Genomic DNA, 26,986 nt, shown 5'->3' on the forward strand with positions numbered 1-26,986 from the left:
CTTACGCCGCTCTGATGCTTGAAAATACCCGCTATGCCCATACGATGTGGGTAATCGCATAGTGCGTTTTGTTAAGTCGAGGTTAAAAGAAAATTATGATGCGAATCGCGCTCTTCCTGTTGACTAACCTGGCCGTCATGTTGGTGTTTGGTCTGGTACTTAGCCTGACGGGCATTCAGTCGAGCAGCGTTCAGGGCTTGTTAATTATGGCGCTGCTGTTTGGTTTTGGCGGCTCGTTCATTTCGCTGTTGATGTCGAAATGGATGGCGCTGAAATCTGTTGGTGGTGAAGTGATTGAACAGCCACGTAACGATATGGAGCGCTGGCTGATGGACACCGTTGCTCAGCAGTCCCGCCAGGCGGGTATCGCGATGCCGCAGGTAGCCATTTACCATGCGCCGGATATCAACGCTTTCGCAACCGGTGCGCGCCGTGATGCTTCGCTGGTTGCAGTCAGCACCGGTCTGCTGCAAAACATGAGCCGTGATGAGGCCGAAGCCGTTATCGCCCATGAAATCAGCCACATTGCGAATGGCGACATGGTCACCATGACGCTGATTCAGGGTATCGTGAACACCTTTGTTATCTTCATTTCACGCATCATTGCGCAGATTGCGTCAGGTTTCCTCAGTGGCAACCGCGATGATGGCGAAGAAACTAACGGTAACCCGCTGATCTACTTCGCTGTTGCAACTGTGCTGGAGCTGGTGTTTGGTATTCTGGCGAGCATTATCACCATGTGGTTCTCGCGTTACCGCGAATTCCATGCTGATGCCGGGTCTGCAAAATTGGTGGGTCGTGAGAAGATGATTGCTGCGCTCCAGCGTTTGAAAACCAGCTATGAACCACAGGAAGCAAGCAGCATGATGGCTTTCTGTATCAATGGTAAGTCAAAATCGCTGAGTGAACTGTTCATGACTCACCCGCCGCTGGACAAACGTATTGAAGCATTGCGTTCTGGCGAATATCTGAAATAACAGGCGATCTGGAATTAAAAAACGCGTCGAATGACGCGTTTTTTATTGCCAATTGAAAACCACGTTCTGTGAACGCGGTAAGCAACAGATTCTGGTGTTGCCATACTGCCTCTGGGTTTTAAGCCAACAGAACGTGCAGGGGGTAATTCCTGCGACACCATTCTATGGCTTGCTATACAAGCGATTTTTTACTCACTGGCGCGCGGCTGTGTGATCCGTAAGCTGCTGATTATGGCGGCAACCGTGGCGAGCGTTCCTGCCAGCAGCAACGAGGTATGCGTCCCGTGCGTTTCAAAAAGATTAAACATCAACGCTACCAGTGCAGCACCGGAGCTTTGTCCCAGCAGACGCGCCGTACCCAGCATGCCACTGGCACCGCCGCTGCGCTGGCGTGGTGCGGCAGTGATAATCGTGTGGTTGTTGGGCGACTGAAACAGGCCGAAACCTGCACCGCATAACGCCATTCGCCAGATGATATCGATATCTGCCGGTGCTGATGGAAGCAGCGCTAGCGCAAATAACCCGCCCGCCATCATGACCATTCCCAACCCACCCAGAAGCCCGGCATGAACGCGCTCAATCAGATAGCCTGCCAGCGGAGCCATTACCATTGTCGCCAGCGGCCAGGGCGTTAACAGCAACCCCGTTTCCACTTCACTGCGCCCAAGTACCGTCTGCAAAAAGAAGGGCAGGGAAACCAGTGCCAGCATCTGCGCGCAAAATGAACACACAGAGGTACCAATCGACAGAGAGAAAAGCGGGATCCGCAGCAAATCTACAGGTAATAAAGGCACGGGTAATTTCAATTGCCGGCGAACAAAAAGAGAGCCAATCAGCAACAATACGACCAATTCCACCAACACTAACGTCGTGGATTGCCCCTGAGCGAAGCTGCTAAGGGCTGTGATTAGCAGACCAAATGTCAGTGCATTCATCACCGCGCTGGGCAGGTCGAATTTGGGTTTTGCAGTGCGTGTCGCATTGGGTGGCAAAAATTTTATCGCCAACAGCAAGGCGAGAATACCCAGAGGCATATTGATCAGGAATAACCATTGCCACGAGGCAACAGAAAGAATAGCCGCTGCAATGGTCGGTCCTGCTGCGGACGAGACGGCGACAACGAATGAGTTAATGCCCATGCCGCGCCCCAGGCTTCGATGGGGATAAATTAGCCGAATGAGTGCAGTATTAACGCTCATTAGCGCTGCACCGCCAAAGCCCTGCGCAACGCGCGCCAAAGTTAAGGTCAATAATGAGTCGGAAAGCGCGCAAAGTAACGAGGTAAGTGTAAAAAGTACCAGGCCGCATTGATAAACCCGGCGATAACCAAACATATCGCCAAGGAATGAAAGGGTCAGTAGTGAAACGACAATTGCAATTTGATAGGCATTAACAATCCAGATTGAACTGGCAGCGGAAGCATCCAGATCCCTTGCTATGGTCGGTAGCGCAACGTTAGCAATTGCGCCGTCCAGCACGGCCATGGCGATGCCAATGATAATTGTCAGAATTGCGCCGTAACGCTGTGGAATGGGCAAGCCATCAAGGGAAGTTTTATCCATGGAAATTTCAGGGCTAATGTCACAAAGTTATTTGTATAATAATTCTATCATTGGCATTCCGGTTTTATGTCGCAGATTTGTAACGAAGTTGACAAACGCGCATTGCGGTGACCGGATGACGAATTTATAATAAAAACCGATTCTGAATTTTATAAAACACAGGCGATGAGGTGATTAATGGCAATCGCAGATTTGGACAAGCAGCCAGATTCTGTCTCTTCTGTATTGAAGGTATTTGGCATTCTGCAGGCGCTCGGAGAAGAGCGTGAAATCGGCATCACCGAGCTTTCGCAACGTGTCATGATGTCGAAAAGCACCGTTTATCGCTTTTTGCAAACCATGAAATCGCTAGGTTATGTCGCGCAGGAAGGGGAGTCTGAAAAATATTCCCTGACGCTGAAGCTATTTGAGCTTGGCGCGCGCGCATTGCAAAACGTTGATTTGATCCGCAGTGCGGATATCCAAATGCGTGAGCTTTCTCGTCTGACGAAAGAGACCATCCACCTGGGCGCGCTGGATGAAGATAGCATCGTCTACATCCATAAAATTGATTCAATGTACAATCTGCGTATGTATTCGCGCATTGGTCGTCGTAACCCGCTGTACAGTACCGCAATTGGTAAAGTCCTGTTGGCCTGGCGCGATCGTGAAGAAGTGCAGCAGATTCTTGAAGGTGTTGAGTATAAGCGCAGCACTGAGCGTACTATCACCAGTACTGAAGATCTGTTGCCGATGCTGGATATTGTGCGTCAGCAGGGTTATGGCGAAGACAACGAAGAGCAGGAAGAGGGCTTACGCTGTATTGGCGTACCGGTTTTTGACCGTTTCGGTGTTGTGATCGCAGGTTTAAGTATTTCGTTCCCGACATTGCGCTTTTCAGAAGAACGTCTGCATGAGTATGTTGAAATGTTGCACAATGCCGCGCGTAAAATTTCCGAACAGATGGGTTATAACGACTATCCGTTCTGAATGAAGACAAAAAAAGCCGCCTGAAAAGGCGGCTTTTTCTTGTGCAAACGGTTAGCCATTATCGACTACGGTATCGCTTTTACGCAACAGCGGGCAGTTTGCCAGACCAAAAAAACCATTACTGGAATGTACATATTGTGCGGTGCTGGTGCCCCGTGCAGTAGCATATTTACATTGCAAACCCAGCCCAGCCGCGTTTTCCGTACTGTTAATCAGTACCCCGTAACCGCTCAGCAAGAGCCCAATCCACAGCAGCGCCAGAATGATAACGCTTCGTATGAGTGTACGCATATTTGCTCCTTGCATATCGGTAGACTGTATCATAAGGCTACGGTATTTACCTGGTGAAACAAGTCCAGCATTCCTAAAAATACCGAAAGGAGATACAGTTAGTCGCGGTTTAAGGAAGCCATGATAACCTGGTTACACCTTGCAACGTATCGGAGAGTGGAGTGAGAAAATATAGATGGCTGATTCTGGCTGCCGTATTGGTAGTCTGCCTGCTGCTCTGGACTCAAATGCTTAATGTAATGTGTGATCAGGATGTACAATTCTTCAGCGGCATCTGCGTCATCAATAAATTCATCCCCTGGTAATGGCATTTTTTCAGTGAGAGATTTCCTTCCTTGACGTCAGTGGTAGAATGCCGCGTCTATATAGAGGTGGTGAAATGAACGAAGTATTAAATTCAGGCGCGATCAACCTTGCGTCCATAGTCCTTTCTTTGGTGGTTCTGCTTGTCGGTCTGGTTTTGTGGTTCTTTATCAATCGCGCCAGTTCACGCACGAATGAACAAATCGAGTTACTTGAAGCTCTGCTGGATCAGCAAAAACGACAAAATGCTTTGCTGCGCCGCTTGTGCGAGTCAAATGAACCTGAAAAGGACGAAGCGGTTGAACCAGTAAAAGTGCAAGAAAAAGGCGATGATGATTTCATTCGCCTGGTCGCCGAGCGCTAGTTTGCCTGGGAGTGCGAGATGGTGTGGAAAAACCCCTGGTACGATCCTCCAATCTCGCACCACACGCCGGAAGGTTTTAACAACTCGGCATCTGCCGCCCATCAAGCCGGAGATGTTAAGCGCTGGCGAAAAGAGCGCAAAGCCGCCGGTCTTCCCAGACCACCCTCCAGCGGTTACCCGGGGTTTATCGAACAGTGGTGGCAAAAAGCCAATATTACTGGTGATGATGATGGCCTCTGGTGGTTAGGCCATGCCAGTATGCTCTTGCGCCTGCAGGGCCAGTATCTCCTCACCGATCCCGTCTTTTCCCACCGTGCCTCACCTGTTAGTTTTGCGGGTCCTCAGCGGCGTACACCGCCAGTGCTCGCGATTGCCGACATTCCGCAGCTGGACTCGATTCTTATTTCTCACAACCACTACGATCACCTGGATGCGTGGACGGTGCGTGCGCTGCTGCGTCGCTTTCCTGATGTGCATTTCTTTGTACCTTTGGGGGTGGGCAACTGGCTTCGCCGCCGCGGTGCGCAGCATGTTACTGAGTTAGACTGGTGGCAAAGTTTTACCTTTCAGGGAATGACCTACACCGCGGTGCCTGCACAACATTGGAGCATGCGCACATTATGGGATCGCAATCGCTCATTGTGGTGCGGCTGGGTTATTGAATCATCAACGCAACGTTTTTGGTTTGCTGGTGATACAGGTTACACGCCAGAATTACTCACCATTCCTCTACGGTTAGGTCAACTGGATACTATCGCGTTGCCAATTGGCGCTTATGCGCCACGCTGGTTTATGGCGATGAACCATATGGATCCGCAAAGCGCTGTTGCATTGTGGCAGCAACTGGGAGCACCACTTGCTGTTCCCATTCATTGGGGCGTTTTTGAGCTGGCGGACGAATCGCTTGATGAACCTGTAAAAGAGTTACAGGAGGCGCTAAGCGAAACGGCTGCAGAGAATGATAACTTTCGGATCTTAAAAATTGGCCAGTATTTACCCCTTTGTTAATTCAGACCTCCTGCCAAAAAGATGAGTTCTTTTATAATCATGTTGTTTTATTTTTATCGAAACGTTTTCTTTGCCTTTTTATGAGGCAGTGTCATCATAATTTCATTATTTTGGTGCACAACTTTGCTTATTTGCACAAGAAATATCCATAGCGGTTTGAGGTAATAGTTTCTCCGACGCATATATTTGTTTAAGAATCTTCCTGGACTATGAAAAAAGCATAAGTATGCGCAAAAAGTTCTTACGATATACGCTATATGCATAGCGAGGAGGTAACTGCCGTGGAGCAACGGAACTTATTGAGCTATAGTGATAAATTCGCTTCTTTGAGCATTGCTTTTGGTGTTCAGCGCGGCTGTTATAGCGTTCAATGTTATGCATAATCGTGCACAACAAGTCTTGATGGCCGTTGAATTTGTGCGACGGATCCAGACATGTTTAAAAATGGCTTGCCATAATTTACGTATTATGTGATAACACGTTTTGGGTCAATCGAGGTACAGTTCTGTTTATGTGTGGCATTTTCAGTAAAGAAGTCCTGAGTAAACACGTTTCGTTGAATACAGCTTCTCTGCCGAACCTTATATTAGTGCCTCAAGCAGTAATGTCTCAGTTTTCTCAGTCAATGCCTGCGGGCGAAGTATATACATTAAGGAATTTTGCAAATGGCAAAGATTAAAGGTCAAGTTAAGTGGTTCAACGAGTCTAAAGGTTTTGGTTTCATTACTCCGGCTGATGGCAGCAAAGATGTATTCGTACACTTCTCTGCAATCCAGGGTAACGGCTTCAAAACTCTGGCCGAAGGCCAGAACGTTGAGTTTGAAATTCAGGACGGCCAGAAAGGCCCGGCTGCAGTTAACGTAACTGCTATCTGATTTCGACACCCCTGAGCTTGAAGCGCATGTAGCGCATCAATGTCAGACATAAAGCCTCGCCTTAGTGCGGGGCTTTTTAATTTCCACGGCATAACAAATGGCGGTACACTTTCGCCCTTTAAGAACGCCCCGGAGTTTTTATGGCTTTCAGTTGTCCGCTCTGCCACGCACCTTTGCACCGTCGAGATAAATCCTTCTTTTGCGCGCAGCGGCATCAGTTTGATATTGCGAAAGAGGGTTATGTCAATCTCTTGCCCGTTCAGCATAAACGCTCGAAGGATCCTGGTGACAATGCGGAGATGATGCAAGCGCGCCGCGCTTTTCTCGATGCAGGGCATTATCAGCCATTGCGTGATGCAATTAGTGACATTTTGCATGCGCGGCTACCGCCGTTAGCCGATGCGGTGCTCGATATAGGCTGTGGGGAAGGGTATTACACCCAGGCATTTGCCGCGATTGCACAGCAACATGGTGCACAAATACTTGGGCTGGATGTTTCAAAAGCGGCTATCCGTGCGGCGGCGAAGCGCTATTCGGCGATCATGTTCTGTGTTGCATCCAGCCATCGTTTACCTTTTGAAGATGGCTGCATTGACGGTCTGGTGCGTATCTATGCACCCTGCAAAGCGCAAGAACTGGCGCGCGTAATGAAACCAGAAGGTATTGTCATCACCGCATCGCCAGGACCGCAACACCTGATGGAATTAAAGGGGCTTATTTATGATGAGGTGCATCTGCATGCGGAAAATAGCGGCGAAATCGCAGGGTTCAGACTGCTGGAACAGCAATCACTCTCTTATGAGATGACATTGACGGGCCAGCAAGCCGTTGCGTTATTGCAAATGACGCCTTTTGCCTGGCGGGCAAAACGGGAAGTGTGGGAAAAGTTAGCGGCAATGGAGCAATTCCACTGCCAGACTGATTTTACAATTCACTGCTTACAGCGGGAAAACTAAGCGGCAAAGTGGCTCCACAGGATCTGCGCGCCAATACCAATCAGCACAATCCCACCGAGAATTTCGGCTCGCTTTCCCAGAAGCGGGCCAATAAAACGGCCAATCATCATCCCTGTTGTCGACATAATCAGCGTGGCACAACCAATCGCCAGCGCAGTTGCGAGAATATTGACTTGCAGGAAAGCGAGGCCAACGCCAACAGCCATCGCGTCGAGGCTGGTAGCAATTGCGGTGGTCACCAGCAACCAGAACCCATGGCGATGGGGTGTTTCCGCTTCATTGTCGTCATCGCCGCGTATTCCCTCAAGCACCATCCGGCCACCAAGAAATACCAGCAGCACAAACGCTATCCAGTGATTCCATTCCAGGACAAATTTCGTGGCCAGCAACCCCAACCCCCAGCCAATCAACGGCGTCAGGGTTTCAATCACGCCAAAGATAAGACCGGTGCGCAATGCTTCAGAAAATTTTGGTTTATGTAAGGTGGCACCCTTACCGATAGAAGCAGCGAAAGCATCCATCGACATGCCAAAAGCGAGGAGAAGAGTGGCGGATAAATTCATGTGAGCATCCTGACCGGGAGTTCCATATAACACATCTCTGCCCCCAGTAAACAGCAGTTGATGTGCCAATGGTCTCGCCTGACTGATGTCTTCAGTCCGTACGTGCCACGTTTTGCAACGAGTATGTTGACACGTACATTTCCAGGGAATGGAAATCGGCTACTCCCCAACGACGGACGCACCTTAACATATTTTGAGAATATAAAACAACAACAGCAATATATAATGTTGTTTACTTATCGATAACGATTAGCATTTAGATTTATCGGTGAAAATTACGTTAATAAATATAAGTACATCAGCCCATCAACATAGCAATGGCTATAAATCTGATGATTACTCGCGCGGAGCGATCTCCGTGTTATGAAATCCTAACTTACTGAGTTTTAAGTAAAACAGCATATATCTTTTCCAGGTCGTCGATATTTCTTACGCGAATAAGCAGACGTCGTTGTTCTAATTGCATTACTAACACACCATCTTCCGATAAATTCATCTCTTTTATACGGCTATATTCAATCCACGCATTAGCAAAGAAAAAACCACGCCTTTTAAAGATTATTTTGGGGGCGCGGATCCAGAATAGATAAATGCCCAGCAAAGCCAGTGCAAATAATAACCACATGGTTAATGATGAACCGCCATTGGCGGTGTTGTTATAGATGAGGATCGCCAGTAAGCCGACAAAAATAGCCCCATCGGTACGGCTTCTGCGTAACAGGGGAACCGCCAGGAACGTAGTATCCATGCGGCGCGGCATGATGAACTCATCATAGATAGCGAAAGCCAGCAGGGCGGCGATAAACAGTACCAATACGATATCCGTAATCGTCATTGTTTCTCCTTACATAAAAAAACCGGGGGCAAGCCCCCGGTTATCACATCACACATTAAAGACCCAGAAGACCAATGGCGTAACCTACAATCCCGATGACAAAGAAGCCAACGATGATCCACAGCGGGTTAACTTTCTTACGCAGCAACCACATGCAGGCGAAAGTCAGCAGCAGCGGCACCAGGCCAGGCATTAACTGATCGAGAATGGTTTGCACGGTCGTGACGTTGGTTTTACCGGTCTGATCGGTAATTTCTGATACCACGAGTGGAATGTTCACGTGCGTCCACTTGTTAACCAGCGCACCCATCACAAACAGGCCGAGAATTGACGCCCCCTCGGTCAGTTTTTGCAGGAAACCACCGCCCATATCTTTAACAATGTCGATACCTTTACGGTAGCCGTACGCCACGCCGTAATAACGTGTTGCCAGGCGGACAATATTAAATAAGAAGAAGAACAGCAATGGCCCGAGCAGGCTACCACTCATGGCAATACCTGCACCGAGTGCTGCAAATACCGGGCGCACCGTACCCCAGAAAATCGGGTCGCCGACGCCTGCCAGCGGCCCCATCAGACCAACTTTGATGCCGTTAATCGCACCATCGTCAATCTCTGCGCCGTTTGCACGCTGCTCTTCCATCGCCAGCGTAACGCCCAGTACCGGCGCCGCGACGTATGGATGGGTGTTAAAGAACTCCAGGTGACGTTTAATGGCCTGACGGCGCGCTTCGTTGTTTTCCGGGTACAAACGTTTAATCGCCGGCACCATCGAGAAGCAGAAGCCCAATGCCTGCATACGTTCGAAGTTCCATGATCCCTGGAACAGGTTAGAACGCAGGAACACGCCACGAATGTCACTCTGGGTGAGTTTTTTCTCAGTCGGAGTTTTTGTCATATCAACCATGTCGTTCACCTGTTAATCCAGTTCGTTATCAAGATCGTTGGAACCCGCAGCCGGAGCAGCGCCGCCTGCTGAACGGTTATATTTCGGGCTGAGCTGAATGTAGAGAATCGCCATAACTGCACCGATAACACCCAGCGAGACGAGGTTGAAATTGGTGAATGCCGCCGTCACGAAGCCGAGGTAGAAGAACGGCATCAGGTAGCCTGCGCGCATCATATTGATGACCATCGCATAACCTACCACCACGATCATACCACCGGCGATATTCAGACCGCTGGTCACTACTTCAGGAATGGCGTTCAGCATGCCCTGAACTTCACTGGTACCGACGGAGATAGCGACAATGACTGCCGGGATAGCGATACGCATAGCTTGCAGGAACAGTGAAGAGACGTGGATCCAGGAAAGCGCCGTCAGGTTGCCAGTTTCGGCTGCCTTATCCGCAGCATGCTGGAAGCCGACGGTAATGGTACGAACAATAATGGTCAGAACCTGGCCTGCCGCCGCCAGAGGAATGGCCAGTGCAATACCGGCACCAATGCTCTGATGACCGCCAATGACCAGAATGGTCGAGATAATCGACGCCAGCGCCGCATCGGGTGCGACCGCCGCGCCGATGTTCATCCAGCCCAGAGCAATCATTTCCAGCGTACCGCCGATAATGATACCGGTTTTCATATCACCCAGAACGATGCCCACCAGCGTACATGCCACCAACGGACGGTGGAACTGGAATTCATCGAGTATCGACTCCATACCGGCAATACACGCGACGACGAACACCAGCACAATCTGAAGAGTGGTAATCTCCATTGTACTTCTCCTATAGCTAAATCAGACGTAAGTGTGAAAACTGAGTCAATCAGGCCGCCGCGGTTATTTCGCCACTTTGCTGATTAAATCCATCATTTTCAGTTTCGGATCGTTTGAAACTTTGCGGACTTCCAGCTCAATATTGCGTTCGTTCAATTTCTTGAATGCGGCAATATCTTTCTCGTCCACCGAAACCGCGTTATTCACCTGGGTTTTACCCTGACGATAAGCCATACCGCCAATGTTGACGGTGGTGATTTTTACCCCCTCTTCAACGACGCGCAGCACATCCGTCGGGTTGGTGAACAACAGCATCACGCGCTCGCCCGCGTATTTAGGGTTGTTATACACACGCACCATTTTGGCGACATCAACGACATGTGCCGTCACACCTGGAGGCGCAACCTGAGTCAGCAGAGTTTTACGAACATTATCTGCTGCCACTTCGTCGCTCACGACGATAATACGCGTAACGTTAGTCTCTTTTGTCCAGCGGGTAGCCACCTGGCCATGGATTAGACGGTCATCGATACGGGCAAGGCCGATAACCATATAATCATTAGGTCCCATTGGTTTGGCAGGTGCTGCCGCTTTCGGTGCCACAGGAGCAGGTGTGGGTTTTGCCACCGGTTGTGCTTTTAGCGCTTTCACGCCTTCACGTCCGGTCTCCACCGCCAGTGCCACCAGTTCGTCAAACGTCGGGTTGTCATCCCGGGCCATCAGTGTTTCCACCAGCATCGGAATATTGACGCCAGCAATGACTTCATAATGCTCTTTATCGACGACAATGCGGCTGGCAGCGTTAAACGGGCTGCCGCCCCATGTATCGACGAGAAACAGCACACCTTTGCCGATATCCAGCTTCGCCAGCTGTGCGTTGTACTTTTCGATCAACGTTTCCGCATTTTCACCGGGAACAAAATCAATCCAACCGACGTTCTCCTGCTCGCCCAGCAGCATCTCGGCGGTTTTGAGCAACTGTTCCGCAGCCCAACCATGTGTGCCTATAACAATAGCAATGGTCACTTGCTACCTCCTTCTTCTTGTCGTTAACACACCATTAATTGATGTATTGTGAATCTGTCCCGGTAACGGTAAACCGAATCGATTCAGATAAGGGTTAAAGAGAACACCTATGACTTTCGGGAATTATTTTAGATAGTGAAAAAATAATTTATGTGATGAAGATCCGTAATTTAGGTTTCCTCTTCGTGAAATTTCGAAGCGCAAAATATCCACACAAATTGCAAATTCCGGTAAATCTTTGCAAATTTCAAAGTCTCTCTGATATGTTTATCCTCCGTTTAATTAGTCAGGAGTATAGGGCAGCAGCCCACCGTATGGATCGTCACCGACGTCAGTTCACTTGTTGGCCTTCTCGTGCCACGCAGCCCGGCGTTTTCCGCCATTTCCCAACGACGTTCAATGTCATATTTGTGCATTTCCGCATACTGAATAACGCATATCTTCTCAGGAGCCTGTCATGGAATTCTTAATGGATCCCTCGATTTGGGCGGGATTATTGACGCTGGTTGTTCTGGAAATTGTTCTCGGTATCGACAACCTGGTGTTTATTGCCATCCTTGCCGACAAACTGCCGCCGAAACAGCGTGATAAAGCGCGTCTCATTGGCCTGTCGCTCGCGTTGGTGATGCGACTGGGGCTGTTGTCGCTGATCTCGTGGATGGTCACGCTGACACAACCGCTTTTTTCCGTCTGGGATTTCACCTTCTCCGGGCGCGATCTGATTATGTTATTCGGCGGTGTGTTCCTGTTGTTCAAGGCGACGACGGAGCTGCATGAACGGCTGGAAAACCGCGAACATGACAGCGGGCACGGCAAAGGCTACGCCAGCTTCTGGGTGGTCGTCGTGCAGATCGTTATTCTTGACGCGGTGTTCTCACTCGATGCGGTCATTACCGCAGTCGGCATGGTCAATCATCTGCCGGTAATGATGGCGGCTGTCGTTATTGCCATGGCGGTGATGTTGCTGGCGTCAAAACCACTGACGCGTTTTGTGAACCAACATCCCACGGTGGTCGTGCTCTGTCTGAGCTTCCTGCTGATGATTGGTTTGAGCCTGGTGGCCGAAGGTTTTGGCTTCCATATTCCGAAAGGTTACCTGTACGCGGCGATTGGTTTCTCCATCATCATTGAGTTCTTTAACCAGATTGCGCGCCGGAACTTTATTCGTCATCAGTCGCATCTGCCGCTGCGCGCCCGTACGGCTGATGCCATCGTGCGTTTGATGGGCGGCCGCCGCCAGTCGAACCCGCAAATTGAAGCGGATAGCCAGGCCTCCGTACCGGTGCCGGAAGGGGCGTTTGCGGAAGAAGAGCGTTATATGATTAACGGCGTATTAACGCTGGCCTCACGCTCGCTTCGCAGCATTATGACGCCTCGGGGTGATATCAGTTGGGTGGATGCAAATCTCGGCGTTGAACAGATCCGCCAACAGCTGTTGTCCTCGCCGCACAGCCTGTTCCCGGTTTGCCGTGGCGAGCTGGATGAAGTTATCGGCATTGTGCGTGCGAAAGAGATACTGGTCGCGCTGGAAGAGGGCGTAGATGTCGCCGCCATCGCTGCGGCAACGCCAGCGATTGTTGTGCCGGAAACCCTGGATCCGATTAAGCTGCTGGCCGTATTGCGCCGGGCACGCGGGAGTTTCGTTATCGTTACCAATGAGTTCGGTGTCGTGCAAGGGCTTGTAACGCCGCTGGACGTACTGGAGGCTATCGCCGGTGAATTCCCGGACGCGGATGAAACGCCAGAAATCATTGCCGATGGTGACGGCTGGCTGGTCAAAGGCACCACGGACTTACATGCGCTGCAACACACGCTGGGTCTGGACAACTTCATTGATGAAGACGAAGACATTGCCACTGTAGCCGGCCTGGTGATAGCCGCACGGGGGCAAATCCCGCCAGTGGGCGAAACCTTCGAAATGGCACCGTTGCATATCACCGTGATTGAAGCCAACGATTACCGTGTTGATCTGGTCCGTATTGTTAAAGAGCAACCTGCTCACGACGAAGAAGAGTAATCGTTATCCCGGCATTAACGGCGCGACATGGCCGTTATGCCGCTCCGGCGGCGGGGAGATATTCCCCGCCAGCCAGGCCGGAAAATCTTTCACTGGCATCGGTGCTGCAAAAAGAAACCCCTGCAACATATGCACACCCTGTTGACGTAAATACAGCGCTTGTTGCGTTGTCTCCACACCTTCCGCGACCAGCTCGATATTCAGCCGTTGGCCGAGCGCGATAATCATATCGGTCACCGTTGAATTCACCGCATCCGTACCGATAGCCGCGGTATAAGACTTATCAATTTTCAGGATGTCCGGATGTAATTTCTCGAGCCACGAAAGCGAGCTATTACCCGTACCGAAATCATCAATGGCTATCTTTGCGCCATGGCGATGAAGTTCACGCAGCATACGGGATTCGACATCCAGCAACGCATCGCGCTCGGTGAGTTCAATGGTTAACTGCTGGGCGGGATTTTTGTTAAACCAGAGCTGGACGAGATCTTTTAACAATTCACCGTGGCGCAAATGGCTTGGTGCAGCGTTGATGCCGATATGAAAGTGAGGATCAGCAGGAAAGAGTGCGAGTTGACGCTGGGTCTCAGCCAACACATAACGTGTCAGCGGGGCAATCAGATGCTGCTCTTCGGCAATCGGGATAAATATCTCCGGCGAAATCCACCCCTGGCGTGGGTTGTGCCAGCGCAACAAAATTTCGACGCCCGCACACTGCATGTTGTTTGCATGGAGCAATGGCTGGCAAAACAGCTCAAACTCATGCCCGGCAAGCCCGAGATTTATCTCGCGGGAAAAGCTCATGCGGTTGGCGGTGGCAAACCAGGCAATAAAACCGGTCAATAAACTCATCATTAGCGCCAGAGGCAACTGCGAGGGCAAATGCCACAGCGCCAGCCGCGTAGAACCCGGCCCGGTAACGCTGATGGTAAAAGGAAAATGGGCAGAAGTACGTTGGTAACGCTTTTCGTTTTCCAGCGGTGGTAAGTTATCCAGCACACCTTTGCCTTCGACCAGATGTTTGCCGCCTACGCTGAGGCTAACGCTGGTAATTAATGGCACCTGCGGCTCCAGCATTAAATTACTCAGCAACTCAATATTTACCGCTTCCATAACGCCACTTTGCCCGTCTTCACTGGTGGGATACCACATGATCAAAATAGGGCGATCTTTTAACAGTGACTGGTCAGTGGTGAGCACCAGTTTTTGCGAACGTGAAGGCAGCGAGGGCTGAAGCTGGTGAATGCCAACATCACGCTGGCCAAAGATGCTCGAACAATAGAGCGTTCCGTTTTGAATCAGGCCGATAGATCGCACGGTTTGCAGGCTTGCTGCCAGCTTGCGAAGTTGCAGATGAATATCGCTACAGGGGATGCCAACCAGAGGAACCAGCACACTGCGACCCGCTTCCAGCGGCAGCATCAATCGTTCAAGGGTTTTGACCGCGTGGTTGGTAAAGGCGTAAACACGCTGATGATTTAAATTACGCTCCGAAATAAAGCGAAACGTCAGGGTCAAAAATAGTGCGACAGCGCCAACCAGCACGCAAACAATGGCGCGCCGTCGTCGGTAACTTTTTATGATCCGTTGAGCCGTCTGCATGCCGCTGCCGCCTGTAAAATCCCTGACCTGATTTCCATGCCAGAACACTCAAAGTGTAGTGGGGAATTAGCGGAGCGACGATAAATCGGTGAAAGATCACTCAACTGCAGCAAAAGTTAAAAAAACGCCGTTCGGCTGAACGGCGTTGATAAGCAAGAATTAATCACACTGTACTTTGATGGCAAGCCCGCCACGCGATGTTTCACGGTATTTGGCGTTCATATCTTTGCCGGTCTCATACATTGTTTCGATCACTTTATCGAGCGAGACACGTGGCGCGCTGGTACGGCGCATCGCCATGCGCGAGGCGTTAATCGCTTTTACCGAAGCAATGGCGTTACGCTCAATGCACGGTACTTGCACTTGACCGGCCACCGGGTCACAGGTCAGACCGAGGTTGTGTTCCATGCCAATTTCCGCCGCCACGCAGACCTGTTCCGGGCTGGCGCCCAGCAGTTCTGCCAGGCCCGCCGCCGCCATCGAACAGGCAACGCCCACTTCGCCCTGGCAGCCAACTTCGGCACCAGAAATGGAGGCGTTCATTTTGTACAATGCGCCGATGGCACCAGCGGCGAGGAAATAGCGGATATAAATATCCGGGCTGACGGATTCGATAAAGTGGTCGTAATAGGCCAGTACAGCCGGAACGATACCGCAGGCACCGTTAGTTGGCGCAGTTACCACGCGGCCACCGGCGGCGTTTTCTTCGTTAACCGCCAGCGCAAACATATTCACCCAGTCGATAACGTTCATCGGATCGCTGGAGAGCTTATCACTGGATACCAACATACGACGCAGCGCGGAAGCGCGGCGCGGAACGCGCAGTGGCCCCGGCAGCACGCCTTCTGTATTCATGCCGCGATCGATACAGGCGCGCATGGTTGACCAGACATTACCGAAATACTCTTCAATCTCTTTTTTCGAGTGCAATGCCAGCTCGTTCTGCATCACCATGCCAGAAAGCGACAAACCGGTTTCTTTGCAATACTCCAGCATCTGGGTTGCGGAATTGAACGGATAAGGGACATTGACCGCGCTGGTGGTCTCTTTACCAAAATGCTCTTCATCGACGATAAAACCCCCGCCGATGGAATAGTAGGTTTTGCTGTAAATAGCGTTTTCGCCATTCAGCGCAGTGATGCGCATGCCGTTTTCATGCAGCGACAGGTTATCGCTGTGAAAACGCATCCCGTCATCTTTCGGGAAATCGACTTCATGACGCCCCATCGCCAGCAGCAGACGACCACGATTTTCCACATCACGGATAAAACCCGGGATTGCATCGATATCGACCGTGGCCGGCTCGTTGCCCGCCAGTCCCATAATAATAGCGATATCGGTATGGTGACCTTTCCCGGTAAGGGAGAGCGAGCCGTACACATCAACCACCACACGGGTGACGTTACCCAGCAATCCTTTTTCGACTAGGTCATCGACGAACTGCTTACCGGCCTTCATCGGGCCTACAGTGTGGGAGGATGAGGGACCAATCCCCACCTTAAACATGTCGAATAGACTAATCACATTAACGCTCCTGACAGGGTTACCGGCGTTTCCAGTAACGATGTAATAACTGCGCATAGTGTAAGAGGGAAGGCCATCATCAGCTTAACTATTCACATGAATTAAACTAATGGCTAACCCTGATTTTACTAATAGCGCGTACGCTGTCACAAAAGTGCTATGTGTAAAGTATAGTCAAGGTCTGCGCCCAATTTGCAGCGCCAGCGAGCGAATAATTCCCGCTGTCATGCCCCAGACAAAATAATGCTGATACCAGGATAACCACACCCGATGCGCATTGCCGTGGCGGTGGATATCCAGCGGATGATAGCGACCAAGACGCAGTGCTTCGGCCAGCGGCATTTCAAACACCGCCGCCACTTCATCTTCACTGGCGTGATAGGGCAAATCCGGCGGAATTATGCCCACTATCGGCGTAACCTGAAAACCGGTCACGCTATCAACCGGCGGTAAAACCCCAATCACTTCAACGACCTCGGGCGGAATGGCGACTTCTTCCTGCGCCTCACGCAGCGCCGCAGCGATTAGCGAGGCATCCGTGCTGTCAACCGCGCCACCGGGGAACGCCACCTGACCCGCGTGCTTGCGAAGCAGAGGCGAGCGTTGGGTGAGTAATAAGCCGGGCTGCTCACGGCGCACCACCGGCACCAGCACCGCTGCCTGACGTGTATTCGCCACCGCCGGGTTGAGTTGCGGGCGTAAAAGCTGAAAACGCGATAAAAAATCATCCAGAGTTAAAGCCGGTTGCTCCACGAATCATCTCTCCAGTTGCCGCAGGATACGGTTAACTTTATCAAAAGTTTCCTGATACTCCGCCTCTTCCTGGCTGTCGGCCACAATACCGCCGCCTGCGGAACAGTAAATTTTTCCTGCACAGGCGCTGAGGGTGCGAATGGTGATGCTGGTATCCATGTTCCCGCAGAAACTGAGATAGCCAATCGAGCCACACCAGGCGTTACGCCGCTGCGGTTCAAGTTCATCGATAATTTCCATCGCCCGCACTTTCGGTGCGCCGGTGATTGAGCCGCCTGGAAACGCCGCGCGCAGCAGATCGCTGGCATGTCGTCCGGCTGGCAATTTTGCCGTTACGGTGCTGACCAAATGGTGCACGGCAGGAAAAGGTTCGACGACGAAAAGTTCCGGCACGCGCACCGAACCCGGTGTCGCCACGCGACCGATATCGTTACGCATCAAATCAACAATCATCAGGTTTTCGGCCTGGTCTTTCGCTGAGGCGGCGAGTTTCTGCGCTTGTTGTGCATCTGCCTGCGGGTCGGCAAGCCTTGGCAATGTGCCTTTAATCGGGCGTGTTTCGATATTGTCGCGTTCAAGGCGAATAAAGCGCTCCGGCGACAGGCTCAGGATCACGCCGTGTTCAAGGCGCAAAAAAGCGCTGAACGGCGCGCGGTTTTCACGGTTAAGTTGGGTAAACGCCAGCCACTCATCCCCGCAATAGTCCGCAGCAAATCGTTGCGCCAGGTTGACCTGGTAGCAGTCGCCGCTGTGTAACCACGCCTGCACCTGTCGGAATTTTTCGCCATATTCGCCACGCGTCATATTGGCCTGCCAGGCGGATGTCAGCCGAAACGGTTGGCGCTGCGGTTCGCTTTGCGCCTGTAGCCATGCCTGCCTGGCGTTAACATCGCTATGGCTGAGCAACGTCACACGCTGCAACTGGTGGTCGACAATCAGCGCCCAGTCATAAATCCCGACAGCCATATCCGCAATGCTAATGTCCTGTTCGGCAATCGCGGGCAGTTTTTCGAAGCGGCGGCCTAAATCATAGCCAAACAGCCCAAGCGCACCGCCCTGAAACGGCAGATCGGCATGAGGTTCGCATCGAAACGGGTAAGCATCCAGACGGTGTTGCAACAGGTGTAGCGGATCTTCCTGAGATATCTCGCTACCATTAAGTGTCGTTGCCTCACCGCGCGTCGTCAGCGTTTCCAGCGGATCGGCAACCACAATATCAAAACGATTGTGCGGATGTTCAGCATGGCCAGAATGCAACAGCATGGCCCAGGGCTGGTGGCTGAGTGGGGCAAAGTAGTGTTCGGCGGCGTCCTGGCGCCACGGCAGCGAAATAACGGCGGGGGATAACGTCTTCATTGATCCTGACTCATGTGCGTCTGCGCTGGTGAAGTGTGCCGACGCATGGAATAATTAGCGCCAACAATTTAGCAGGAGTTGACAATGTTTGCAGGTTTACCTTCCCTCAGTCACGAGCAGCAGCAAAAAGCGGTAGAGCGTATCCAGGAATTAATGTCCGGTGGCATGAGCAGCGGGCAGGCGATTGCGCAGGTTGCTGAAGAGTTACGCGCCAGCCATACCGGCGAACGGATTGTGGCGCGCTTTGAAGATGAAGATGACGAGTAATTACACCGCGGCGATGATTTTGATTTCCACTTTATAACGCGGATTCATCAGTTTTGCCTGCACGGTGCAGCGCACCGGTGCATGGCCAGCAACAACCCAGGTATCCCACGCTTTATTCATGGCGGCGAAGTCGTCGCCATCGGCCAGAAAAATGGTGGCATCAAGAATGCGCGTTTTATCGCTACCTTGCTTGAGCAGAACCGCATCAATTTGCGCCAGCGTATTGGCCGTCTGTTCAAACGCATCGGCATCGAGGTTTTCCGGCACGCCAGTGTAGTAAAGCGTCTGGTTATGGATAACCACATCAGACCAGCGGTCTGCCGCATCAATACGCACAATTGTCATTAACTGTTCCTTCTTATTTGCCATGAATTCGCGGGCAAGAGTGCCATAAAAACCTGGCTGGCGTAAATCCGCTCACCCTGACATAATCACTGGCGATTTAACCAGGGGGTAGTGTGACGGACGATTTTGCAACAGACGGCCAATTAGCCAAAGCCATTGCGGGATTCAAACCGCGTGAACCGCAGCGCCAGATGGCGCAAGCCGTCACACACGCGATTGAGAACACGCAGCCGCTGGTGGTGGAAGCGGGCACCGGTACCGGTAAAACCTACGCCTACCTTGCGCCTGCGCTGCGCGCCGGGAAAAAAGTGATTATTTCCACCGGTTCGAAAGCCTTGCAGGATCAGCTTTACAGCCGCGATTTACCCACCGTCGCCAAAGCGCTGGAATTCACCGGACGTACCGCGCTGCTGAAAGGGCGCTCCAACTACCTCTGTATTGAACGTCTGGAACAGCAAGCGCTGGCGGGTGGCGATCTGCCTGTACAAACCCTCAGCGATGTTATTTTGCTGCGCTCCTGGTCGAACCAAACCACCGATGGTGACATCAGTACCTGCGTCAGTGTGGCGGAAGATTCACAGGCGTGGCCGCTGGTGACCAGCACCAACGATAACTGTCTGGGTAGCGACTGCCCGATGTACACAGACTGTTTCGTGGTCAAGGCGCGTAAAAAAGCGATGGATGCCGACGTGGTGGTGGTCAACCATCATCTGTTTCTTGCCGATATGGTGGTGAAAGAGAGCGGTTTCGGTGAGCTGATCCCGGAAGCCGAAGTGATGATCTTTGACGAAGCGCATCAGCTTCCCGATATCGCCAGCCAGTATTTTGGTCAGTCGCTCTCCAGCCGTCAGCTCCTTGATCTCGCAAAAGATTTCACCATCGCCTATCGCACCGAACTGAAAGATACCGCGCAGTTACAGAAGTGCGCCGATCGTCTGGCGCAAAGCACACAAGATTTTCGCCTGCAGTTAGGTGAGCCGGGTTATCGCGGCAACCTACGCGAGCTGCTGGCGGATGCGCATATTCAACGCGCGTTGTTGTTGCTTGATGATGCACTGGAACTCTGTTACGACGTGGCGAAGCTGTCGCTGGGCCGCTCCGCACTGTTGGATGCCGCTTTCGAACGCGCAACGACATACCGTGCGAGGCTGAAACGGCTCAAAGAGATCAACCAGCCAGGCTTTAGCTACTGGTATGAATGCACGTCACGCAACTTCACGCTGGCGTTAACGCCGCTGACCGTAGCGGACAAGTTTACCGAGGTGATGGCGCAGAAAAAGGGCAGCTGGATTTTCACCTCCGCAACGCTTTCGGTGAATGACGATCTGCACCATTTTACCGCGCGGCTTGGTATTGAAGGGGCGCAATCGCTGTTGCTGCCAAGCCCCTTTGATTATGAGCGCCAGGCATTGCTGTGCGTGCCGCGCAATCTTCCGCAGACCAATCAGCCAGGCGCTGCACGTCAGTTGGCGGCGATGCTCAGACCAATGATTGAAGCCAACAATGGCCGCTGCTTTATGCTGTGCACTTCGCACGCCATGATGCGTGATCTCGCCGAGCAATTTCGCGCCACCATGAGCCTGCCTGTATTGCTGCAGGGAGAAACCAGCAAAGGGCAACTGTTACAGCAATTTGTGAATGCCGGTAATGCGTTACTGGTGGCAACCAGCAGTTTCTGGGAAGGGGTGGACGTGCGTGGTGACACGTTATCGCTGGTCATTATTGATAAGCTGCCGTTTACGTCTCCGGAAGATCCGTTGTTAAAAGCGCGGATGGAAGATTGCCGCCTGCGCGGAGGCGATCCGTTTGATGAAGTTCAATTGCCGGATGCGGTTATTACCCTCAAACAAGGCGTCGGGCGCCTGATTCGTGATATTGACGATCGTGGCGTGCTGGTCATTTGTGATAACCGTCTGGTGATGCGCCCGTATGGCGCTGTGTTTCTTGCCAGCCTGCCGCCTGCGCCGCGAACCCGCGATATTCGCCGCGCGGTTGAATTCCTCGCCTCTCCCCCGGCGGAGTAATTTTCTGCGGACTGTGGTAAGATGCGCGCCATTTTGTTTTTCATGGACCGCTATACCCATGCGCATTCTGGCTATTGATACTGCCACAGAAGCTTGTTCTGTCGCCTTATGGAACGATGGAACGACCTTCGCTCACTTCGAACTTTGCCCACGTGAACACACGCAACGCATCCTGCCGCTGGTCAGGGATGTGCTTGGCGATGCTGAACTTAAACTTACACAGCTGGACGCACTGGCTTTTGGTCGTGGCCCGGGGAGTTTTACCGGTGTGCGCATCGGCATTGGCATTGCGCAGGGGCTGGCGCTCGGCGTTGAACTGCCGATGATTGGCGTGTCAACGCTGGCGACAATGGCGCAGGGCGCGTGGCGCAAAACGGGCGCGACCCGCGTGCTGGCGGCGATTGACGCACGAATGGGCGAAGTCTACTGGGCAGAGTATCAGCGCGATGAAAATGGCGTCTGGCATGGCGAAGAGACGGAAGCGGTATTAAAACCGCAAGCCGTAACTGAACGTTTGCAGCAGTTGGATGGCGAGTGGGCGATGGTCGGTACTGGCTGGCCCGCATGGCCAGAGATGGGCAACAACAGTAGGGCAACCCTGCGTGATGGCGAGATCTTATTGCCCGCTGCGGAAGATATGCTGCCCATCGCTCGTCAACTGCTGGCGGCGCAGAAAACTGTCGCTGTCGAGCATGCCGAGCCGGTTTATTTGCGTAACGAAGTGGCATGGAAGAAACTTCCTGGCCGGGAATGAATCTCAGTAGTATCTACTGGGGTAAGGAGTCGCATCATGGCGGGTCAAAAAAAGGTTGTGCGCGGATTGCTGGCGGGGCTGGCAATCGCGGTATTAAGCGGTTGTGTTTCTGTGCCTGACGCGATTAAAGGAACCAGTCCCACGCCGCAAGATGATTTAGTGCGGGTGATGAGTGCGCCGTCGCTGTATGTCGGTCAGGAAGCCCGCTTTGGCGGTAAAGTGGTTGATATCCAGAATCAGCAGGGGAAAACCCGGCTTGAGATCGCTGCCGTACCGCTCGATAGCGGCGCGCGTCCTATTTTAGGCGAGCCATCCGTTGGGCGAATTTTTGCTGATGTAAACGGTTTTCTCGATCCGGTCGATTTCCGCAATCAGCTGGTGACTGTGGTTGGCCCGATAACCGGTACTGCAGACGGCAAAATTGGCAACGCACCGTATAAATTTATGGTCATGCAGGCAAATGGTTACAAACGCTGGCGATTAACCCAGCAGGTAATGTTGCCGCCGCAGCCTATCGACCCTTGGTACTGGGGGCCGGGACCGCATCCGCGCGCGTGGCATGGCGGGTACGGTGGATGGGGCTGGTTCCCGCCTGAACCTGCGCGAGTCGAGACGGTCGTAACAGAGTAATTTCTTGTTTTATCAAGAAAACGAAACAGCGGCTAAGCCGCTGTTTTTTATATTGGGCTTTGTATAAGAAAAATAATTAGTGACGCGCTTCGCAACCTTCAATCCGCTTAATTAATAAACTGGTACGCTGAGTTAATATTATGTTAACGACTTGTTTATTAACTGGGGTTGTGATGACCAAGAATACTCATTTTAGAGGTGATGCATTGAAGAAGGTTTGGCTAAACCGGTATCCCGCCGATGTTCCGGCGGAGATCAATCCTGACCGTTATCAATCCCTGGTTGAATTATTTGAACACTCCACGGCGCGTTATGCCGATCAGCCTGCGTTTATCAACATGGGCGAGGTAATGACGTTCCGTAAACTTGAAGAGCGCAGCCGGGCGTTTGCGGCTTACTTACAGCAGGGGCTGGGGCTGCAAAAAGGCGACCGCGTTGCGCTGATGATGCCGAATCTTCTGCAATACCCGGTGGCGCTGTTTGGTATCTTGCGCGCCGGGATGATTGTGGTGAACGTCAACCCGCTTTATACCCCGCGTGAACTGGAACACCAGCTTAATGACAGCGGTGCTGCCGCGATTGTTATTGTGTCGAATTTCGCCCATACGCTGGAAAAGGTCGTTGATAAAACACAGGTGCGACATGTCATTTTGACGCGCATGGGCGACCAGCTTTCCCCGGCGAAAGGGACGCTGGTCAACTTCGTTGTGAAATACGTGAAACGGTTGGTGCCGAAGTATCATCTGCCGGATGCGATCTCCTTTCGCCGGGCGCTGCAAGCCGGCTACCGCATGCAGTACATCAAACCTGAAGTGGTTGCCGAAGATCTTGCTTTCCTGCAATACACTGGCGGTACAACCGGCGTGGCAAAAGGGGCAATGCTGACGCACCGCAATATGCTGGCAAACCTTGAACAGGTGAACGCGACTTACGGGCCGCTGCTGCATCGCGGGAAAGAGCTGGTGGTGACCGCGTTGCCGCTGTACCACATTTTCGCCCTGACCATGAACTGCCTGCTGTTTATTGAGCTTGGCGGGCAAAACTTGTTGATCACCAATCCGCGAGATATTCCGGGGCTGGTGAAAGAGCTTGGCAAGTATCCGTTTACGGCCATGACCGGCGTGAACACGCTGTTCAACGCGTTGCTGAATAATGAAGATTTCCGCAAACTGGACTTCTCCTCGCTACACCTTTCCGCAGGCGGCGGGATGCCTGTTCAGCAGGCGGTTGCCGATCGGTGGGTGAAATTAACCGGGCAGTATCTGCTGGAAGGTTACGGTCTGACCGAATGTGCGCCGCTGGTCAGTGTGAATCCGCACGATATTGACTACCACAGCGGTAGCATCGGCCTGCCGGTTCCCTCAACGGAAGCCAAACTGGTCGATGACGACAACAATGAAGTTGCACCGGGCGAACCGGGTGAACTGTGCGTGAAAGGGCCGCAGGTGATGCTGGGATACTGGCAGCGCCCGGACGCCACGGATGAGATCCTGCGCGACGGCTGGCTGCATACTGGCGATATTGCGGTAATGGATGACGAAGGCTTCCTGCGCATCGTCGATCGCAAAAAAGATATGATTCTGGTTTCCGGCTTTAATGTCTATCCGAATGAAATCGAGGATGTGGTGATGCAACATGCCGGCGTGCAGGAAGTGGCGGCTGTTGGTGTACCATCAGAAAACAGCGGCGAAGCGGTGAAGATTTTCGTGGTGAAAAAGGACGCCTCTCTGAGCGAAGAGGCGCTGATCGCTTTCTGTCGCCGTCAACTGACCGGATATAAAGTGCCGAAGCTGGTTGAATTTCGCAATGAACTGCCAAAATCGAACGTTGGCAAGATTTTAAGGCGAGAATTGCGTGACGAAGCGCGTGGCAAAGTGGACAATAACGCCTGAGCTATGCGTGAGTCCCCCTAACGCCGGTTAAGCCGGCGTTTTTTATGGGCGCAACTAAAGAGAAGATGACGTGAATTACCAGATGATAACGACGAACGATGCGCTGGCAGCGTTATGTGAAGCCGCCCGCGCATTTCCAGCGATTGCCCTGGACACCGAATTTGTCCGCACCCGCACCTATTATCCGCAACTGGGGTTGATCCAGCTGTATGACGGTGAACATGTGGCGCTGATTGATCCGCTGGCCATCACCGACTGGACGCCGTTTCGCGATTTGCTCATCAACACCGCCGTGACCAAATATTTGCATGCGGGAAGTGAAGATCTGGAAGTGTTCCTCAATGCGTTTGGCGTACAGCCACAGCCGATGATTGACACGCAGATCCTCGCCGCGTTCTGCGGTCGCCCGATGTCGTGGGGTTTTGCTGCGATGGTGGAAGAGTTTACCGGGCTGGTGATTGATAAGAGCGAATCCCGCACTGACTGGCTGGCGCGTCCGCTGACCGAGCGTCAGTGCGATTACGCCGCCGCCGATGTGTGGTATCTGCTGCCTATCGCCGGAAAATTGCTGGCGGAAACCGATCAGGCAGGAAGGCTGGATGCTGCGCTGGATGAGTGTCGCCTGATGATGCAACGCCGCCAGGAAATGTTAGCCCCGGAAGAGGCGTGGCGCGAAATTACCAACGCGTGGCAATTGCGGACGCGCCAGCTTGCTTGCCTGCGTTTGCTTGCTGACTGGCGCCTGCGCAAAGCGCGTGAGCGCGATTTGGCCGTCAACTTTGTGGTGCGTGAAGAGAACCTGTGGGCAGTGGCGCGTTACATGCCTGGCAGTATGGGCGAGCTGGACAGTATTGGTCTTTCCGGGAGCGAAATCCGCTTCCATGGCAAAACGCTGCTGGCGCTGGTTGCGCAGGCGCAGGCCTTGCCGGAAGAGGCGCTGCCAGAGCCGCTGCTTAACCTGATGGATATGCCGGGTTATCGTAAAGCGTTTAAAGCTATCAAAGCGCTGGTGCAGTCCATCAGCGAAAGCCAGAACATTAGCGCTGAGCTGCTGGCATCACGTCGGCAGATTAATCAATTACTCAACTGGCACTGGAAATTGAAACCGCAAAATTCGTCACCGGAATTAATTAGCGGCTGGCGCGGGGAATTGATGGCCGATCAGCTGAAAATATTACTTGCGGAATACCCGCGTTAAATACTGTAAATAAACACAGCTTATTTGCAGGAATAAAATAAAAAAGGCAGAAAATATTCTGCCTTTTTTTATCCCTGCATGGGAGGGAATCTATTTTGTCTCTTCGGTTTCCGGTAGGGTGACGTTGAGTTCCAGAATGGAAATATCATCCCCTTTTTGCTCCAGTTGCACCGACACCATTTCTGGATCGATTTGCACATATTTGCAAATCACTTCCAGAATGTCCCGCTTCAGTTGCGGTAAATAATGCGGTTCAGCATCGCTGCGACGGCGTTCTGCGACAATAATCTGCAAACGTTCTTTCGCAATGCTAGCGGTGTTCTTTTTTCTGGAGAGAAAAAAGTCGAGTAATGCCATAACTTATCCTCCGAACAGGCGTTTGAGGAAACCTTTCTTCTCTTCTTCAATGAAGCGGAAAGGACGATCTTCTCCCAGCAGACGCTCCACGGCATCGGCATAAGCTTTGCCGGCGTCAGCATTGGTATCCAAAATAACCGGCTCACCCTGGTTTGACGCACGTAACACCGATTGATCTTCCGGGATCACGCCAATCAGTTTGATACGCAGGATTTCCAGCACATCTTCCATGCTGAGCATGTCACCACGGTTTACGCGACCCGGGTTATAACGGGTGAGCAGCAGATGCTCTTTAATCGGCTCTTCGCCATTTTCCGCGCGGCGGGATTTCGACGCCAGAATACCGAGAATTCGGTCCGAGTCGCGCACGGAAGAGACTTCCGGGTTGGTGGTAATAATCGCTTCATCAGCGAAGTAGAGCGCCATCAATGCGCCTGTCTCAATGCCTGCCGGGGAGTCGCAGACGATAAAATCGAAGTCCATTTTCTTCAGGTCTTCCAGCACCCTATCGACGCCTTCGCGAGTCAGAGCGTCTTTGTCACGCGTTTGTGATGCCGGGAGAATGTAGAGGTTCTCAGTGCGTTTATCTTTGATTAACGCCTGGTTGAGTGTGGCATCGCCCTGAATAACGTTAACGAAATCATAAACCACGCGGCGCTCGCAGCCCATAATCAGGTCGAGGTTACGCAGGCCGATATCGAAGTCGATAACGACGGTCTTTTTGCCCTTCTGGGCTAAACCAGTAGCGATGGCCGCGCTGGAGGTGGTCTTGCCAACGCCCCCTTTACCCGAAGTAACAACAATAATGCGTGCCATAG

General features: G+C 52.1%; 28 protein-coding genes, 1 pseudogene and 1 riboswitch. Of the genes and pseudogenes, 15 read left to right on the top strand and 14 right to left on the bottom strand.

What is annotated here, in order from left to right; genetic code table 11:
- The first annotated feature begins 95 nt into the window (after positions 1-95).
- A complete protein-coding gene (gene htpX, locus JKP81_RS03965; RefSeq protein ID WP_131409617.1) occupies positions 96-977 on the top strand; it encodes a protease HtpX in 882 nt (293 codons plus the stop codon).
- 188 nt (positions 978-1,165) lie between these two features.
- On the opposite strand, the gene JKP81_RS03970 is transcribed toward htpX, so the two are convergent.
- Entirely contained in the window at positions 1,166-2,539 is a 1,374-nt protein-coding gene (locus tag JKP81_RS03970) for an MFS transporter (RefSeq protein WP_200550660.1), read from the bottom strand.
- Positions 2,540-2,716: 177 nt separating this feature from the next.
- Between JKP81_RS03970 and kdgR the strand changes: the two genes are divergently transcribed.
- The gene (kdgR, locus tag JKP81_RS03975) at positions 2,717-3,508 is read left to right on the top strand and encodes a DNA-binding transcriptional regulator KdgR (RefSeq protein WP_045511376.1); all 792 of its coding nucleotides are present in this window, start codon (positions 2,717-2,719) and stop codon (positions 3,506-3,508) included.
- A gap of 51 nt (positions 3,509-3,559) precedes the next feature.
- On the opposite strand, the gene JKP81_RS03980 is transcribed toward kdgR, so the two are convergent.
- Positions 3,560-3,799, bottom strand: coding sequence for a YobH family protein (locus tag JKP81_RS03980; protein ID WP_097399583.1), 240 nt, complete (start codon positions 3,797-3,799; stop codon positions 3,560-3,562).
- Positions 3,800-3,960: 161 nt separating this feature from the next.
- Here JKP81_RS03980 and mgrB point away from each other — a divergent pair, with 161 nt between their 5' ends.
- The 6 genes and pseudogenes from mgrB (at position 3,961) to rlmA (ending at position 7,305) form a co-directional block, all read left to right on the top strand.
- The gene (mgrB, locus tag JKP81_RS03985; protein ID WP_017456969.1) at positions 3,961-4,104 is read left to right on the top strand and encodes a PhoP/PhoQ regulator MgrB; all 144 of its coding nucleotides are present in this window, start codon (positions 3,961-3,963) and stop codon (positions 4,102-4,104) included.
- Positions 4,105-4,178: 74 nt separating this feature from the next.
- Positions 4,179-4,466 (top strand): YebO family protein, encoded by a 288-nt coding sequence (locus tag JKP81_RS03990; RefSeq protein WP_200550661.1) that lies wholly within the window; start codon positions 4,179-4,181, stop codon positions 4,464-4,466.
- A gap of 18 nt (positions 4,467-4,484) precedes the next feature.
- Complete coding sequence (locus JKP81_RS03995) at positions 4,485-5,474, top strand: MBL fold metallo-hydrolase (protein WP_200550662.1); 990 nt, start codon at positions 4,485-4,487, stop codon at positions 5,472-5,474.
- A 511-nt stretch (positions 5,475-5,985) separates the two neighbouring features.
- Positions 5,986-6,127, top strand: a pseudogene (locus JKP81_RS04000) (DUF2627 domain-containing protein).
- A gap of 12 nt (positions 6,128-6,139) precedes the next feature.
- The gene (gene cspE / locus JKP81_RS04005; RefSeq protein ID WP_001062678.1) at positions 6,140-6,349 is read left to right on the top strand and encodes a transcription antiterminator/RNA stability regulator CspE; all 210 of its coding nucleotides are present in this window, start codon (positions 6,140-6,142) and stop codon (positions 6,347-6,349) included.
- Between the two features lie 140 nt (positions 6,350-6,489).
- On the top strand, positions 6,490-7,305 hold the full coding sequence (rlmA, locus tag JKP81_RS04010) for a 23S rRNA (guanine(745)-N(1))-methyltransferase (RefSeq protein WP_200550663.1): 816 nt from the start codon (positions 6,490-6,492) through the stop codon (positions 7,303-7,305).
- On the opposite strand, the gene mntP is transcribed toward rlmA, so the two are convergent.
- The 5 genes from mntP to manX all read right to left on the bottom strand — a co-directional run bounded on the left by mntP (position 7,302) and on the right by manX (position 11,449).
- Positions 7,302-7,868, bottom strand: coding sequence for a manganese efflux pump MntP (gene mntP, locus JKP81_RS04015; RefSeq protein WP_200550664.1), 567 nt, complete (start codon positions 7,866-7,868; stop codon positions 7,302-7,304). The genes rlmA and mntP overlap by 4 nt on opposite strands.
- 6 nt (positions 7,869-7,874) lie before the next feature.
- Positions 7,875-8,048, bottom strand: a riboswitch (yybP-ykoY riboswitch).
- A 196-nt stretch (positions 8,049-8,244) separates the two neighbouring features.
- The gene (locus tag JKP81_RS04020; protein ID WP_200550665.1) at positions 8,245-8,703 is read right to left on the bottom strand and encodes a DUF986 family protein; all 459 of its coding nucleotides are present in this window, start codon (positions 8,701-8,703) and stop codon (positions 8,245-8,247) included.
- 55 nt (positions 8,704-8,758) lie between these two features.
- Positions 8,759-9,610 carry a PTS mannose transporter subunit IID gene (locus JKP81_RS04025; protein ID WP_065368270.1) on the bottom strand — a complete coding sequence of 284 codons (852 nt, stop codon included), beginning with the start codon at positions 9,608-9,610 and terminating at the stop codon, positions 8,759-8,761.
- A 12-nt stretch (positions 9,611-9,622) separates the two neighbouring features.
- Entirely contained in the window at positions 9,623-10,423 is an 801-nt protein-coding gene (locus JKP81_RS04030) for a PTS mannose/fructose/sorbose transporter subunit IIC (protein ID WP_200550666.1), read from the bottom strand.
- Between the two features lie 63 nt (positions 10,424-10,486).
- Positions 10,487-11,449 (bottom strand): PTS mannose transporter subunit IIAB, encoded by a 963-nt coding sequence (manX, locus tag JKP81_RS04035; protein ID WP_200550667.1) that lies wholly within the window; start codon positions 11,447-11,449, stop codon positions 10,487-10,489.
- A 457-nt stretch (positions 11,450-11,906) separates the two neighbouring features.
- Between manX and yoaE the strand changes: the two genes are divergently transcribed.
- Positions 11,907-13,466, top strand: a complete 1,560-nt coding sequence (gene yoaE / locus JKP81_RS04040; protein ID WP_200550668.1) for a CNNM family cation transport protein YoaE — start codon at positions 11,907-11,909, stop codon at positions 13,464-13,466.
- A 3-nt stretch (positions 13,467-13,469) separates the two neighbouring features.
- Here yoaE and JKP81_RS04045 read toward each other — a convergent pair whose 3' ends face one another.
- From JKP81_RS04045 to pabB, 4 genes are all read right to left on the bottom strand, one after another.
- The gene (locus tag JKP81_RS04045; RefSeq protein WP_200550669.1) at positions 13,470-15,068 is read right to left on the bottom strand and encodes an EAL domain-containing protein; all 1,599 of its coding nucleotides are present in this window, start codon (positions 15,066-15,068) and stop codon (positions 13,470-13,472) included.
- 159 nt (positions 15,069-15,227) lie between these two features.
- Positions 15,228-16,592 (bottom strand): L-serine ammonia-lyase, encoded by a 1,365-nt coding sequence (gene sdaA, locus JKP81_RS04050; RefSeq protein WP_200550670.1) that lies wholly within the window; start codon positions 16,590-16,592, stop codon positions 15,228-15,230.
- A 174-nt stretch (positions 16,593-16,766) separates the two neighbouring features.
- Positions 16,767-17,345 (bottom strand): CoA pyrophosphatase, encoded by a 579-nt coding sequence (locus JKP81_RS04055; protein WP_200550671.1) that lies wholly within the window; start codon positions 17,343-17,345, stop codon positions 16,767-16,769.
- Between the two features lie 3 nt (positions 17,346-17,348).
- Complete coding sequence (pabB, locus tag JKP81_RS04060) at positions 17,349-18,701, bottom strand: aminodeoxychorismate synthase component 1 (RefSeq protein ID WP_200550672.1); 1,353 nt, start codon at positions 18,699-18,701, stop codon at positions 17,349-17,351.
- 84 nt (positions 18,702-18,785) lie between these two features.
- Here pabB and JKP81_RS04065 point away from each other — a divergent pair, with 84 nt between their 5' ends.
- Positions 18,786-18,968, top strand: a complete 183-nt coding sequence (locus JKP81_RS04065; protein ID WP_097399590.1) for a YoaH family protein — start codon at positions 18,786-18,788, stop codon at positions 18,966-18,968.
- Here the strand turns inward: JKP81_RS04065 and JKP81_RS04070 are convergent, their stop codons facing one another.
- A complete protein-coding gene (locus JKP81_RS04070; protein WP_200550673.1) occupies positions 18,969-19,313 on the bottom strand; it encodes a RidA family protein in 345 nt (114 codons plus the stop codon). It lies immediately after the preceding gene.
- 113 nt (positions 19,314-19,426) lie between these two features.
- On the opposite strand from JKP81_RS04070, the gene JKP81_RS04075 reads away from it, so the two are divergent.
- The 5 genes from JKP81_RS04075 (at position 19,427) to rnd (ending at position 25,811) form a co-directional block, all read left to right on the top strand.
- Entirely contained in the window at positions 19,427-21,337 is a 1,911-nt protein-coding gene (locus JKP81_RS04075) for an ATP-dependent DNA helicase (RefSeq protein ID WP_200550674.1), read from the top strand.
- Positions 21,338-21,395: 58 nt separating this feature from the next.
- Positions 21,396-22,091 (top strand): tRNA (adenosine(37)-N6)-threonylcarbamoyltransferase complex dimerization subunit type 1 TsaB, encoded by a 696-nt coding sequence (gene tsaB, locus JKP81_RS04080; protein WP_200550675.1) that lies wholly within the window; start codon positions 21,396-21,398, stop codon positions 22,089-22,091.
- Positions 22,092-22,127: 36 nt separating this feature from the next.
- Entirely contained in the window at positions 22,128-22,721 is a 594-nt protein-coding gene (locus tag JKP81_RS04085; protein ID WP_200550676.1) for a Slp family lipoprotein, read from the top strand.
- Between the two features lie 206 nt (positions 22,722-22,927).
- A complete protein-coding gene (fadD, locus tag JKP81_RS04090; protein WP_200550677.1) occupies positions 22,928-24,613 on the top strand; it encodes a long-chain-fatty-acid--CoA ligase FadD in 1,686 nt (561 codons plus the stop codon).
- A gap of 70 nt (positions 24,614-24,683) precedes the next feature.
- Positions 24,684-25,811, top strand: a complete 1,128-nt coding sequence (gene rnd, locus JKP81_RS04095) for a ribonuclease D (RefSeq protein ID WP_200550678.1) — start codon at positions 24,684-24,686, stop codon at positions 25,809-25,811.
- 90 nt (positions 25,812-25,901) lie between these two features.
- Here rnd and minE read toward each other — a convergent pair whose 3' ends face one another.
- Positions 25,902-26,168: a cell division topological specificity factor MinE gene (gene minE, locus JKP81_RS04100; RefSeq protein WP_017456990.1), complete on the bottom strand. Its 267-nt coding sequence runs from the start codon at positions 26,166-26,168 to the stop codon at positions 25,902-25,904.
- 3 nt (positions 26,169-26,171) lie between these two features.
- Positions 26,172-26,984 carry a septum site-determining protein MinD gene (gene minD / locus JKP81_RS04105; protein WP_200550679.1) on the bottom strand — a complete coding sequence of 271 codons (813 nt, stop codon included), beginning with the start codon at positions 26,982-26,984 and terminating at the stop codon, positions 26,172-26,174.
- Positions 26,985-26,986 lie beyond the last annotated feature (2 nt).

Origin of the sequence: Kosakonia sp. LAM2021, from assembly GCF_016620385.1 — a bacterium.
Classification (GTDB): Bacteria; Pseudomonadota; Gammaproteobacteria; order Enterobacterales; family Enterobacteriaceae; genus Kosakonia; species Kosakonia sacchari.